Below are 13555 nucleotides of genomic sequence, written 5' to 3' on the forward strand. Positions count from 1 at the left end.
GGGCCCGGACGGCGGGTCAATAGACCACGGGGGCGATGACCCAGATCACCACCGCCGGTTCCGGCCCCGGGTTGCGCCAGGCGTAGCGCGCGCCCTGGAATTGGAAGCTGTCCCCGGCCGACAGGTCAAAATGCGTCTCCTCCAGGGTCAGCTGCAACCGCCCCGAAAGGATCAGCCCCCCATCTTCGCGTTCGCCGCCGCCCTTTTGGCCCGCGCTTTCGGCCCCGGGGGCAAAGGTGGATTTGATGATCTCGAACCGGCCATCAAGGCGCGGCGACAGCAATTCCTCCACCAGCCCGGTTTCCGCCGATCCGATGGGTATCCGGTCGGCCGCGCGCAGGACCTGCCCCTGCTCTGCCGGGGACCGGGTGGCGGAGCGGAAGAAATACGACAGCTTGATCCCGTAGAGGTCCGCGATCCGGGCCAGGTCGTCGATCGAGGGGGTGGTCACGCCGCGTTCGATCAGGCTGAGCCATGCCGGAGAACGCCCCAATTTCCCGGAGGCCAGGACGAGGGTCAGTTTGCGCGCTTTGCGCAAGGCGCGAATATCCGGTCCAATCTGCGTGTTCATCGGGTCGGGCCATCCGAGCATTGGTATGGCCATTGAAGCTAGCGCGCCGGGGGCGGCTGGCAAACGGCGCCCGGCTGCCGCGCCATGACCAGAGCGCGTCGGGCGTGCCTATCGAGCCGATCAGGGGGCAACCGGGATAATGTCGTGCAGGCGCCGCGCGGCGCTGTCCCAACGGACGTGCCAGGCGCCGATTGTTCCCGATTTGTTCTTGATCAGATCCCACCGATGCAAGGTCGACCTCCCGTCGTCTGCCCTGGTCTCCGTCTCCGGGTCGAAGGCGGGGGTGCAACGCCAGCGGGTTTCGGCGGCATTGCTGCCGGCGCCTTCGGGAATCAGGCACAGCCCGGTCGCCTTCCCGGCCTGGGCGGCCAGTTGCAACCGGCGCCCGGCGGTCAGGTTCAGCGGTTGACTCAACTCGATGACAACCAGCGGCAAAGCCCCGTCGCGCAGCGCCTCCTCGGCCACGGCAAGGGCCTCCGCCTGGTTGCCCGCCTGCGCCAGAAGCAGCTGCGACGGGTCGATGAAATCCCCCAATCCCAAGGGGTTGAGGGTCTCGTTCCGCCAGGACTCGCGCACCCAGAATAACGGCGTTCCCGCCACCGGCAGCCGGGCCGCACAGATCGCCGCAAAGCACGCCGCCCCGGTGCCGCACATCTCGTGCACACGGGTCGGGCGCGGCGGGAACCGGGACTGAAGGTCAGGCATCATGATCCCGAATTTACCCGCTTTCGGAGCGGGATCAAATCACCTCTGCGCGCCGGCGCACCCGGCCCGGTGCGGCGTTCGGGTCGGGAAAATCGTGAAAATTGTTGCTTTCCGGTGGGATGGCGCTTTCCTGGGCGGCATGGTGAAACTGGTTCTTCTGCACAAGGCCGACTCGATCTACGAGGACGAGCCTGATGTCGTCTACGACTTCCCCCGCGCCTACCTGAAGGACATGCGCGCGGCAGTCGGCGACTGGATCATCTATTACGAGCCGGTCAAGGCCGGGCCGCACGGCTATTTCGCGGTCGCCAGGATATCACGGATCATCCCCAAACCCGGGGTGGAGGGGCGGTTCCTCGCCCTCATGGAAGCGGGCAGTTTCCTGCCTTTCGTCCAGGAGGTGCCCCGGCTGGTGGAGGGCCGTCCGCTGGAAGCCGCGCTGACCCGATCGGACGGCACCCCCGCACAGGGCGGTTTGGTCCAGCGCGCGGTGCGGGTGCTGCCGGAGGCGGAGTTCGCCCGGATTCTGGATCTGGGCCTTCCCCGGGATTTGGAGGCCCTCGAAGCCCGACGCTATGATCCGCGGTCCGCCGCAATGGCGGAGGGGGCGGAACCGTTCGAACGCCCGGTGCTGGAACGGCTGACCCGCCGCGCCTACCGGGATGTCGCGTTCCGCCGCAAGGTCCGGGAGGCCTATGGCTACCGCTGTGCCCTGTCCGGGTTGCGCTTGCGAAACGGTGGCGGGCGGCCGGAGGTACAGGCCGCGCATATCCGTCCCGTCGATCGCAGGGGCAACGATTCCGTGCGCAACGGGTTGGCCTTGTCCGGGACGTTGCACTGGATGTTCGATCGGGGCCTGATCTCGGTCGCGGAGGATTGCGAGACAGTGCTGGTGTCGCGCAACAAGGTACCGGGAGAGGTGATCGACCGCCTGCTGGCCCCGAGCGGCAAGCTGTTGCAACCCGAAGACCCGCGCAATGCGCCCCATCCCGAAAACCTGCGGTGGCACCGGGAGAACATCTTTGGCCAGGTGCAAGGCGCCGGTCCGGCTCCGTGGCATTGACCGGCAGCGCAGCGGAAAACCGCTTTGGCGGTAATCATTCGTCAAGATCTCCGGCGTAGGAACGGGGGCGTCTGCCCGGCCTGCCTGCCCGCCGCCGCCCCATGGTGCCCCACCGCGACCCCGCGCCGCCGTAACCGTAGCCGTGGCCGGATCGTCCCCGGCCGGGTGGCGACCGGGCGTCAACCGGGGGGCAAGCGGGTGCTGATCAAGCGCCGATCAAACGCCGATCCCGGGGGGGCTGATCGCCCCTTGCCCGACGGGGTGGCATGGTCTAGCACTCGGGATGCTTCGGTCCGGGCGTTCGCGCGTCCGGTGAATAGGGAACGCGGTGCGGGTCTGACCCAATTCCGCGACTGCCCCCGCAACTGTAAGCGGAGAGCGACGCCGGACCATGTCACTGTCCCCTCGGGGATGGGAAGACCCGGCACAGCATCGACCCGCAAGTCAGGAGACCTGCCGAAGCCGATCACCCAGTCCGCACGCGGGGCGCGCGCGAGGCAACGGACCTTTTCCGTCGTGGTGGCAGTCGCCTGACCGTCGGCGGGAGCCCCTCCCCCCGTGGGTCGTTCGCAATCGCCATGCGTCGGATCCGGCGCAGGGAAGGGATAGATCATGAGCCTCACCAATCCGACGGCCCGTTCCGCCGTCTCTGTCACCACCTTCATCACCGTCTCAGCCATCGCACTTGCCGCCGCCACCGCCGCGCCGGTGATGGCGCAGGACAGCACCACGGATTTCGCCCTGGAGGACATCATCGTCTCTGCCGGCCTCACCCCGATCGCGGCGGCCCGCTACGGTCGCGCGGCCACGGTGCTGACGGCGCAGGACATCGCCGATCGCGGGCTGACCACCGTGCAGGACGCCCTGCGCGCGGTGCCCGGGGTCAGCGTGAACGCCAATGGCCACAGTTTCACCCAGGTCCGCATCCGCGGCGGAGAGGCCAATCACACCCTGATCCTGATCGACGGCGTGCGCGCGGCGGGCGGGGATGCGGCCTATGTCCTCAGTGGGTTGGAGACGGCGAATATCGCCCGGATCGAGGTTCTGCGCGGCCCGCAATCGGTAGCCTACGGCTCGGACGCCTCGGCGGGGGTAATCAACATCATCACCCGCAAATCCGAGGGGTCGGGATTCTCCTACGGCGGCAAGGTGGAGGGCGGCGCCGGCTGGTCGGCCTCGGGCTACCTGGCATATCGCGGGGCGCAGGGTGGCGTGGCGCTGGGCTTTGCCCGGATGCAGGACAGGGGCTGGGATTATTCCGGGTCCGGCGGGGAACGGGACGGCATCTTCCGCCGGACGCTGACCCTGTCGGGCGATCACGCGGTGGCCGAGGGGCTGACCCTGGGCTTCACCTACCGCCGCTCGGAGGAGGACGGCGACACCGACGCCACCGCCCTTGTGGCCACGGGGCCGGGGGATTACGTGCTGGACGACCCCGCCGCCCAGACCGTGCGGGAGGAGGAAGGCGGCCAGATCTACGCCGATTACACCACGCCCGATGGCCGGCTGTCGGCCCGGCTGGGGCTGGAGCGCACCCGCCTGACGCAGGAGATCAACAGCGGCGCGCCCACCGATCAGGACAGCCGCGCCACCCGGCTGCGCCTGTCCTACGGGTTGGACGGTCCGGTCGCCACCGGGGCGCAGGTGTTGTCCCTGCTGCTGGAGGATGAACACGACAGCAGCACCGCCAATCCCGGCTATGACCGCGACACGCGCTCTGTCGCGCTGGAATATCGTGGCACCTTCGACAGCGGGCTGGATGTGCAGATCGGCGCGCGCTACGATGACAACAGCGTGTTCGGCAACGCCGTGACCTGGAACGCGGCGGCGGCCTACACGCTGGACAACGGGGCGCGGCTGCATGCCTCTGCCGGGGCGGGCGTCGTCAATCCCAGCTATTTCGAGCTGTTCGCCAATGCATGGGGCTATGTCGGGAATCCCGATCTTGATCCGGAACGCAACCGATCCGTCGACCTGGGGGTGGAGCTGCCCCTGGGGCGCGGGGTGGTGGACGTGACCCTGTTCCAGGAACGGCTGGAGGACGAGATCACCGCGGTTGCCACCGGGCCCGGCAGCTACAGCTATGTCAACCAATCCGGCACCAGCCTGCGCCGTGGGGTGGAGGTCAGCGGCCGCTATGACGCGACCGATCAACTGGCGCTGCGCCTGGGCTATACCCTGCTGGACGCCACCAATCCCGACGGCAGCGTCGAGATCCGGCGCCCCCGGCACCAGCTGTCGCTGGGCGCCACCTGGACCAGTGCCGATGGCCGCACCACGCTGGACGCGCAGGCGCTGCATGTCGCAGGCAATGCCGATACGCAATTCTGGGGCAGCTACGCCACCAAGGAATTGCCGTCCTACTGGACCGTGGACCTGGCCGGCAGCCGCCGGATCGGGGACAACCTGCGCCTGACCGCGCGGGTCGACAACCTGTTCGACGCCGCCCATTCCGATGCCTGGGGCTATGCCGGGCGCGGGCGCACCGCCTATGTCGGGCTGGGTGCGGATTGGTGAGGCGCGCGGCCCGTCTTCTGGCGCTGCTGATCACGGTGGCGGCAGCGGCAGGGCCGGGGCGGGCGCTGGACCGCCCCATGACGCCGGGCGGGCAGGGGCCTGCCGCGCCCGGCCGCGTCGTGTCGATCAACCTGTGCACCGACCAGCTGGCGATGCTGCTGGCCGCGCCGGGACAATTGCTGTCGGTCAGCGCGCTCAGTCGCGACCCGCGTTCCTCGGTCATGGCGGCGGAGGCGCGAGCCTATCCGGTGAACCATGGCCGGGCCGAGGAAATCTGGCTGATGGAGCCGGACCTGGTGATCGCCGGCAGTTTTTCCAACCGGGCGAGCGTGGCGATGCTGCGCCGCCTGGGCGTGCCGGTGGTGGTGATTGCGCCGGCCTATTCCCTGGCCGACGTGCCCGACCGCCTGGCAGAGATGGGCGCCGCGCTGGGCCGCAGGGAACAGGCCCGCGCCATGATCCACGAATTCGAGAGCCGGCTGGCCACCCTGCGAGCCAGGGGCGGTGAGCGTCCGCGCGCCGCGCTCTACCATGCGAACGGCTATGCCTCGGGGGACCGGACGCTGGCCGGACAGGTCATTGCCGCCGCAGGCTTCACGAATATCGCGGCCGAGGTCGGCCTGCCCACGGGCGGGCATTTGCCACTGGAGGTTCTGACCATGGCCGCCCCCGACATGGTGATCACCGGGCGGCCCCATCCCGGCGCCGCCCGTGCCGAGGAAATCCTGCATCACCCCGCGTTGCAGGCCCTGCGGCGTCGCGCGGCGGGGGCGGTGCTGACGGATCGGGACTGGATCTGCGGTACGCCACATGTGCTGGACGCCGTGGCGCGGATGCGGGCGCTGCGGCAGGGGTTGGTGGCGGAATGAGGCCGGTCAACCGCATTTTGCTGGGGGTGGTGGCGCTGCTGTGCCTTGCCTCGTTGCTGATCGGCCCGGCGGGCATCGGCTGGGCCGACAGTTTGCGCGCGCTGATCGCGGGCGGGGAGGGGCCGATGACCCTGGTGATGCGCGAAATCCGTCTGCCCCGGATGATCCTGGGGCTGGCGATTGGTGCGTCGTTGGGGTTGGCGGGGGCGGCGATGCAGGGCTACCTGCGCAACCCGCTGGCGGAGCCGGGGCTGATCGGCGTGTCGGCCTCTGCCGCTTTGGGTGCGGTACTGGCGATCCAGACCGGCGCGGTCGCGGTTTTTGCGCTGGCCCTGCCGCTGGCGGCGCTGGCGGGGGCGCTGGTGTCGGTTCTGCTGTTGCTGGCGCTGGCCGGGCCACGCGGCGGGGCGCTGACCCTGATCCTGGCAGGCATCGCGATTTCGGCCATGGCGGGGGCGCTGACCTCGCTTGTGCTGAACCTGTCGTCCAACCCCTATGCCGCGAACGAGATCGTGTTCTGGATGATGGGATCGCTGGCCGACCGCTCAATGTTGCATGTCTGGCTGGCGCTGCCGCTGATGGCCCTGGGTTGGGCGCTGCTGCTGCCGTTGGCCCGCGCGCTGGAGGCGTTGACCCTGGGGGAGGACGCCGCCGCCGCCATGGGCATGGACCTGGCGCGCACTCGATGGCAATTGGTCATCGGCACGGCCTGCGTGGTTGGTGCCGCCACGGCGGTGGCGGGGACCATCGGCTTTGTCGGATTGGTGGTGCCGCATCTGCTGCGCCCGCTGGTCGGCGCCCGACCCGGCGCGTTGCTGGGGGCCTCGGCCCTGGGGGGGGCGGCGATGCTGTTGACGGCGGATATCGCGGTGCGGGTGGTGCTGCCGGGCCAGGATCTGAAACTGGGGGTGCTGACCGCGCTGGTCGGGGCACCGTTCTTCCTGCACCTCGTGCGCAGCACCGGGCGGGCGGAGGCATGAGTTTGCTGTGCCTCGATCGTCTGTCCGTCACCCGGCGGGGACGGGCCGTACTGCGCGATATTTCCCTGTCCGTGCAAGGCGGAGAACTGGTCGGCCTGATCGGAGCCAATGGTGCGGGCAAGACCACGCTGATGCGCGCCGCTCTGGGTTTGATCCCGGCGACAGGCACAAGCAGCCTGGCCGCGCTGTCCCCCGATGCCCGCGCGCGCGCCGCCGCCTGGATGCCGCAGGCCCGCGAAATCGCCTGGCCGGTCAGCGTGGAGGCTTTGGTGACACTCGGCCGGCTGCCGCATGGCGGGCGTAGCGACACAGCCACCGACCGCGCGGCGGTGGCCGGGGCGATTACGCGCATGGGGCTGGACAACCTGCGCCACCGCACCGCTACGCGCCTGTCAGGCGGGGAACAGGCTCGCGCCCTGATCGCCCGTGCCCTGGCGCAGGAGGCGCCGCTGCTGATCGCGGACGAGCCCATCGCCGGGCTGGACCCGGCCCACCAGATCGCCACGCTGGACGTGTTGGCCGCCCTGGCGGAGGAGGGGCGCGGCGTGCTGCTGTCGCTGCATGACCTGGGCTTGGCGGCGCGGCATTGCACCCGGCTGATCCTGCTGGCAGAGGGCGGAATTCTGGCGGATGGCCCGCCGGACCGCGTGTTGACCGATGCGCTGATCGCGCGGGCCTTTCACATTACCGCGTATCGGGCGCAGGGTCCGGAGGGGCCGGTGTTTCAACCCTTGCGGGTGATCCGCGACGATTGACCCTGCTCCGCCGAGGTCAAAAAAACATACCGTCCGGCCGCGCCCTCCCGTACAAGGGTGCAGTGTTGCGCAACCCGGAGCCCGGATGATCAACCTGACCGCTGGCCAATATTTCCTGCATGTCGCCCGCTTCGGCTCCATCCGGCTGGCGGCAGAGCGGCTGCATGTCTCGCCCTCCGCGATCAGCCGGCAGGTGGTCAAACTGGAGCATGAATTCGAGGAACAGCTGCTGGAACGCCGGGCCGAGGGCGTTCGCCTGACCGAGGCGGGGCGCGTGCTGGCCGACCACCTTGCCGTGATCTTCGACCGGATCGACGTCGCCAAGGGAGAGATCGCGGACCTGCGCGACCTGAAGGCGGGGACCGTGTCCATCGCGACGGTAGAGGGGATCACCGATCCCTTCATGTCCACCCACATCACCGAATTCCGCAACCGTCATCCCGGGATCGAATTCCACGTCCGCATCCGGGGGCGCGAACGGGTTCTTGAGGCGGTGGAGCAGCACCTGTCGCAGATCGGCTTTGTCTACGACCATTTCAGCCACGAGGCGATCGAGACGGTCGGCCAGTGGCGGCAGCCGCTTCTTGCCCTGGCCCCGCCTTCGCATCCGCTGACCGACGGGCGGCGGGTCACGCTGGCGGATCTGGCCGATCTGCCCTGCGTGCTGCCGGATTCCAGCTTTGGCATCCACCACCTGCTGAACCGGGCCTTCACCCGGATCGGGCGCAGCCCGCGGCCCATCGTGGTGGCGGACCAGTTTCATTTCCTGATCACTCACGCGATCCGCAATACCGCCATCATCTACCTGCCGTTGCAAGCGGTGATGGGCGAAGTGACCAGTGGCAAACTGGTGCCGCTGAACCTGGATTCGGCGGATTTCGAACACCGCTTCATCTATGCGGTGGTGCGCCGGGGGCAGGTCCGCTCCCCCGCCTGCGAGGCCTTCATCGCCTCCATCCTGTCGGTCTTTGCCGAGGGCGAGAAATCCGATGCCGCATTCCTCGCCCGGATTCGCGCCGCTCAGGGGTGAATTTCGATGGTGATGTCGGCCTCCACCGGGGCGTTCAGGCCCAGTTCGTGCTGGGTCAGGGCGGCGCGGGCGTGTTTGCCGTTTTCCTCTCCCCACAGCGCGACGAACAGGTCCGAGACCCCGTTCAGCACCTTGTGCGGCTCATGGAAGCCCGGCGCGCAGGAGACGTAGCCGATCATTTTCACGATCCGTTTGACGCGGTCCAGATCACCCAGCACGTCTTTCATCATCGCCAGATGGTTGATCGCCATCAACCGGGCGGAGGCGTAGCCTTCCTCGATCGTCAGGTCCGAGCCGACTTTGCCGACATAGGGCAGCACGTCGTTGTCATTCTCGTCCGGCTGGGTGCCCAGTGTGCCGGAGGTATAGAGGATGTTGCCGACGATGACGCCGGGGACGTAATTGCCGATGGGTTTGGGCCTGCGGGGCAGGATGATGCCCATCTCGTTCAGGCGGCGTTCGGTTTCATGTGCCACGGGGGCCTCCGTTCTTGGTTGGCGTCTGCGGTGCCAAATTAGGCAGTTTGCGGATGACCGCGAGGGCGCAAGCAGCAACGCCCCTTTGCCGAAACGGCAACGCGCCGGCGCGTTTTGGATTGGGTAAATACGGTATTTCCTCTTTTAATTCAGGCAGATAATCTGCGCCAACCAGCAGCGCGCGGATGGGGCGCCGCAGATCTCTCGGCGATCTGGGGAGTAGCGTCACGCGCCGCGCCGCATAAGGATGCAGCACCAGAACGACCCGAAAGGAAATGCAGGTGACCCACATTTCGCTTGATCAGACCGCAGCCCGGCTGCGCGATGGAACCACCAGTGCGGCAGGCCTGATGGCCGATGCCGCCGCACGCCACGGCGCGACGGAGGCCCGGTTGGGTGCCTATCGCACCTGGGCGGGCGAGCGCGCCGCGCGGCAGGCGGCGGCGGCTGACACCCTGCTGGCCACGGGGGTGGATCTGGGCCCGCTGATGGGGCTGCCGATTTCGGTCAAGGATCTGTTCGGCGTTCCCGGTCTGCCGGTCTTTGCCGGAACGGATACGGAATTCGGTCCCGAATGGCAGCGCCCCGGCCCGCTGGTGGCGCGCGTGCTGGCCCAGCTGGGCATCGTGACGGGCAAGACGCATACGGTGGAATTCGCCTTTGGCGGGCTGGGCACCAACCCGCATTGGGGCACGCCGGTGAACCCCTGGTCGGCGTCGGATGCGCCGCGCGCGCCGGGCGGGTCCAGCTCGGGGGCGGGTGTGTCGCTGGCGCAGGGCAGCGCCCTGGCCGCCCTGGGGACGGACACTGCCGGTTCGGTGCGCATCCCCGCCTCCTACACCGGGCAGGTCGCACTGAAGGTGACCCATGGCCATTGGGCGCTGGACGGGATCGTGCCGCTGTCGCCGTCGATGGACACGCCTGGCCTGCTGGCCCGGACCATCGACGACCTGGCGTTCCTCTATGGCGCGCTCCAGAACGCCGCTCCGGTGCGGGCGCGGGCCATGGCGGGGCTGCGGATCGGGGTGATCCGCAACCTGGTCTGGGACGATATCGACCCGATCATCGCCGAGAACACCCGCGCCGCGCTGACCCGGCTGGAGGCCGCAGGCGCCACGCTGGTGGATGTCGATCTGCCCGCCGTCGATCCGGCCATGACGATTTTCCGTCAGGGCGGTCTGGGCGCGCCGGAACTGCGCGGGTTCCTAGACCGGACCGCGCCGGATCGGATCGCGCGGCTGGATCCGATGGTGCGGGCCCGCGTCGACCAGGCGGATGCGATCACCGCGTCCGACTACCTGCAACGCTGTGCCACGCTGGCCGAATGCGGGCGGCAGGCGGGGGTGGTGTTCGACGATCTGGATCTTCTTGTCTCGCCGACGATCCCGGCGACCGCACCGCTGCTGGCGGATCTGTCCGACCCGGACGCCTACCGCCAGGCCAACATGATGGCCCTGCGCAACACTGCGATCGTCAACCTGCTGGGCTGGTGCGCAACGACATTGCCCACCGGGCTGGACGGGTTCGGCATCCCCTCGGGCCTGCAACTCATCGCGCCGCCCCGGCAGGAAAATCACCTGCTGGCCGCCAGCCTGGGGGCCGAGGCGGTGCTCGGCGCCGGTCCCGATCTTCTGGGCGCTCCGCCGCTCTGATCCCTTTCACCTTCACCATGATCCCAACAGGAGACTGACATGTCCTTTCCCATTCTTCGCACCACACTGGCCGTCGCGGCCAGCGCGCTTTTCGCTTCCATGGCGGCAGCGGCAGATCACACCTTCACCTTTGCCCACGTCCTGACCGAGGACACCCCCAACGCCCGCGCGGCGGTGGTGTTCAAGGAAGAGGTGGAGAAGAATTCCGACGGCCGGATCGAAATCAACATCCGTCCCGCCGCCCAGCTGGGCGGTGACGTCGAGATCATTGAGCAGACCCAGATGGGCCTGGTCCATATCGCCATCCCGCCCACCGGCAACCTGGCGAATTTCAACGAGCAGATGTACCTGTTCGACCTGCCCTTCCTGATGGGTGACGACGCCGCGATGAAGCGCGTGCTGGACGGCGAAGTCGGGACCGAGCTGCTGGCCACGCTGGACGCCAACAACCTGCACGGGATCGCCATGTGGGGCGCGGGTTTCCGCAACATGACCAACAACATCCGCCCGATCACCGGCCCGCAGGATCTGGAAGGCATCAAGATGCGGACCTTGCAGGCGCCGACCATCCTGGCGACCTATCGCGCCTATGGCGCCAACCCCACCGCCATGGCCTATGTCGAGGTGTACAACGGCCTGCAACAGGGCGTCGTCGAAGGTCAGGAGAACCCGCTGGCCAATATCGCGTCGATGAAGTTCTACGAAGTTCAGGACTACATGACCCTGACGAACCACGCCTACCACACCTATGCGGCCGTGATGAACAAGCAGGCTTGGGATACTCTGCCCGAGGATCTGCAACAGGTCGTCGCGGATGCGATGATCGTGGGCCGTGACGCCGCGCGGGAATTCACCCTTGAGGACGAAGCGAAGATCCTGGCAGATATCGAAGACCAGATCGAGATTTCGGAACTCTCCCCCGAAGGCCGTGCGGCATTCGTCGAGGCGTCCAAGCCGATCTACGAGGAATTCCGCGCCAAGGTCACGCCGGAGCTGATGGACAAGGCCCTGGCCGCCGCCGCAGGCGAATAATCATCAACGGGGGCCCGGTATCATGATCGTCTGGCTGAACCGCATCGTGGATTGGGTAGAGGGGGTTCTTGTGACCTCCCTCGTCCTGGTCGCCACGCTTGTCGCCATCTTGCAGGTTGTTGCGCGCTACGTGTTCAACAATTCCCTGTTCTGGTCGGAGGAGCTGATCCTCTATTCGCTCATCACCATGAGCTTCCTGACCATGGGGATGGGCGTGCGCTATGCCTCGCATATCAGCGTCGAAGCGGTCTATGCCTTCGCGGGCCCCCGCACTGCCAAGTTTCTTCGGATCGGGGCGGCCTGCCTTGGCCTGGTTTTTGCCGCCGTGCTGGTCTGGTACGGGGGGAAACTTGTGATGAACACCTCGCGCATGGGGCAGCTGTCGCCCGCCATGCGCATCCCCGTCTACTACATCTACGCCGTCATTCCGACGGCGGGCGTCTTCATGGCGCTGCGATACCTGCTGGTCCTGCGCGACCTGGTGGCCGGTCGCAGCTATGAACCGCCGCAAGTCGATATCAAGACAAGCTGAGGTCAGACCATGGTTGGCGCACTCGTACCCGTATTCTTCGGCCTGTTGATCTTTGGCTTGCCGATCTTTGCCGCCCTTGCCCTGGCCGTGGCGGCGGTCTTCTACTTCTGGGGCGGAATGGACCCCGTACTGGTTCCCATGCGGATGTTCTCGGGGATGAACAACTTCTCCCTGATGTCGATCCCCTTCTTCATCCTCGCGGCCGAGCTGATGCGCATCGGCGGGCTGTCTGACCGGCTGATCGGCCTGGCGCGCGCGCTGATCGGATGGCTGCCCGGCGGGCTGGCCGCGGCGGCGGTGGTCGCCTGCCTGATGTTCGGCTCCATCTCCGGGTCATCGCCCGCGACGGTGATCGCCATCGGGTCGATCCTGTTTCCGGCCATGGTCGCGGCCGGCTATGACAAGCGGTTTTCCATCGGGCTGATCACCACGGCCGGCACTCTGGGACCGATTGTGCCGCCCTCCATCGCGCTGATCATCTACGGCTCTGTCACCGGGACATCGGTGGGCAAGCTGTTCGCGGCCGGGCTGCTGCCCGCGCTGGTGATCGGCGGGCTGCTGGTCGGCTATGCCACCTGGTATTCGGCGCGCAAGGGCTATCCCCGCGATGCCTTCCCGACCGTGGCCAGCGTCTTCACGGCGTTGAAACAATCGGCCTGGGGTCTGGGCCTGCCGGTGATCCTGCTGGGCGGGATCTATTCCGGCGTCTTCACCCCGACCGAAAGCGCGGCGGCGGCCTGTCTTTACGGCTGGCTGGTGGGCGCGGTGATCTACCGCTCCATCTCCTTCCGCGAAACGCTGACGGTGCTGCGCAACACTGGCCTGATCTCCGGCCCGCTGCTGCTGATCACTGCGGGGGCTTCGGCGTTCTCGTGGCTGCTGGCCAGCACCGGCACCCCGGGCGATCTGGCGGCCTACGTGCTGGGCGGGACGGACAATCCGTTCCTTGTGATCGCGACGTTCAACCTGATCCTGCTGGTGGCGGGCTGCTTCCTGGACAGTGCCTCCGCGATCATCATTCTCGGGCCGTTGATGATGCCGATTGCGCAGCAATTCGGCGTGGATCCGATCCATTTCGGGGTGATCATGCTTGTCAACCTGTCGGTCGGTATGCTGACGCCGCCTGTGGGTCTGAACCTGTTCGTCGCGATGGGTGTGGCCAAGATGTCCCTGGGCGAGGTGTTCCGCGCCACCTTGCCGACCATCGCACTGATGCTGGTGGCCCTCCTGCTGCTGTCCTACGTGCCGATGATCAGCATGGCGCTGCCGAACCTGCTGTTCTGAAACTTTCCCCCGCCCGGCGCATCGCGTGCCGGGCGGGGAATCACGTCGCGGTCGGTCTCGGTCGCCGGTCAGGGCGAACCAATCGCCAC

The 13555-nt window shown here is 67.6% G+C and carries 13 protein-coding genes and 1 riboswitch; of the genes, 10 read left to right on the forward strand and 3 right to left on the reverse strand.

All coding sequences use genetic code 11. The features are described from left to right. Positions 1-16: 16 nt before the first annotated feature. Together G5A46_RS07470 and G5A46_RS07475 are read right to left on the reverse strand one after the other, a co-directional pair. Positions 17-571, reverse strand: coding sequence for a helix-turn-helix domain-containing protein (locus tag G5A46_RS07470; protein WP_163848730.1), 555 nt, complete (start codon positions 569-571; stop codon positions 17-19). 120 nt (positions 572-691) lie between these two features. Then, positions 692-1279, reverse strand: a complete 588-nt coding sequence (locus tag G5A46_RS07475) for a hypothetical protein (protein WP_204318709.1) — start codon at positions 1277-1279, stop codon at positions 692-694. A 91-nt stretch (positions 1280-1370) separates the two neighbouring features. On the opposite strand from G5A46_RS07475, the gene G5A46_RS07480 reads away from it, so the two are divergent. The 6 genes from G5A46_RS07480 to G5A46_RS07505 all read left to right on the forward strand — a co-directional run bounded on the left by G5A46_RS07480 (position 1371) and on the right by G5A46_RS07505 (position 8490). Beyond that, a complete protein-coding gene (locus G5A46_RS07480) occupies positions 1371-2339 on the forward strand; it encodes an HNH endonuclease (protein WP_239520658.1) in 969 nt (322 codons plus the stop codon). A 272-nt stretch (positions 2340-2611) separates the two neighbouring features. Next, a riboswitch (cobalamin riboswitch) is annotated at positions 2612-2814 on the forward strand. A 137-nt stretch (positions 2815-2951) separates the two neighbouring features. Beyond that, complete coding sequence (locus G5A46_RS07485) at positions 2952-4856, forward strand: TonB-dependent receptor plug domain-containing protein (protein WP_163848733.1); 1905 nt, start codon at positions 2952-2954, stop codon at positions 4854-4856. After that, the gene (locus tag G5A46_RS07490) at positions 4850-5725 is read left to right on the forward strand and encodes an ABC transporter substrate-binding protein (RefSeq protein WP_420821352.1); all 876 of its coding nucleotides are present in this window, start codon (positions 4850-4852) and stop codon (positions 5723-5725) included. The genes G5A46_RS07485 and G5A46_RS07490 overlap by 7 nt, the downstream gene beginning before the upstream one ends. Continuing rightward, entirely contained in the window at positions 5722-6705 is a 984-nt protein-coding gene (locus G5A46_RS07495; protein WP_163848735.1) for a FecCD family ABC transporter permease, read from the forward strand. Before G5A46_RS07490 ends, G5A46_RS07495 begins: the two co-directional genes overlap by 4 nt. Continuing rightward, on the forward strand, positions 6702-7460 hold the full coding sequence (locus tag G5A46_RS07500; RefSeq protein WP_163848737.1) for an ABC transporter ATP-binding protein: 759 nt from the start codon (positions 6702-6704) through the stop codon (positions 7458-7460). Before G5A46_RS07495 ends, G5A46_RS07500 begins: the two co-directional genes overlap by 4 nt. Positions 7461-7545: 85 nt before the next feature. Further along, entirely contained in the window at positions 7546-8490 is a 945-nt protein-coding gene (locus G5A46_RS07505) for a LysR family transcriptional regulator (protein ID WP_163848738.1), read from the forward strand. Here G5A46_RS07505 and G5A46_RS07510 read toward each other — a convergent pair. Continuing rightward, positions 8481-8966 (reverse strand): RidA family protein, encoded by a 486-nt coding sequence (locus G5A46_RS07510; protein WP_204318710.1) that lies wholly within the window; start codon positions 8964-8966, stop codon positions 8481-8483. The two genes, G5A46_RS07505 and G5A46_RS07510, sit on opposite strands and share 10 nt — an antisense overlap. A gap of 281 nt (positions 8967-9247) precedes the next feature. Here G5A46_RS07510 and G5A46_RS07515 point away from each other — a divergent pair, with 281 nt between their 5' ends. From G5A46_RS07515 to G5A46_RS07530, 4 genes are read left to right on the forward strand one after another with little or no spacing between them, the layout of a single operon-like run. Next, complete coding sequence (locus G5A46_RS07515; protein WP_204318711.1) at positions 9248-10618, forward strand: amidase; 1371 nt, start codon at positions 9248-9250, stop codon at positions 10616-10618. 39 nt (positions 10619-10657) lie between these two features. Then, positions 10658-11650 (forward strand): TRAP transporter substrate-binding protein, encoded by a 993-nt coding sequence (locus G5A46_RS07520; protein ID WP_163848742.1) that lies wholly within the window; start codon positions 10658-10660, stop codon positions 11648-11650. Between the two features lie 22 nt (positions 11651-11672). After that, positions 11673-12182, forward strand: coding sequence for a TRAP transporter small permease (locus tag G5A46_RS07525; RefSeq protein WP_163848744.1), 510 nt, complete (start codon positions 11673-11675; stop codon positions 12180-12182). Between the two features lie 9 nt (positions 12183-12191). Beyond that, positions 12192-13466: a TRAP transporter large permease gene (locus tag G5A46_RS07530; RefSeq protein ID WP_163848746.1), complete on the forward strand. Its 1275-nt coding sequence runs from the start codon at positions 12192-12194 to the stop codon at positions 13464-13466. Positions 13467-13555: the final 89 nt, after the last annotated feature.

The sequence above is a fragment of the Pseudooceanicola aestuarii genome (assembly GCF_010614805.1).
GTDB lineage: Bacteria > Pseudomonadota > Alphaproteobacteria > Rhodobacterales > Rhodobacteraceae > Pseudooceanicola > Pseudooceanicola aestuarii.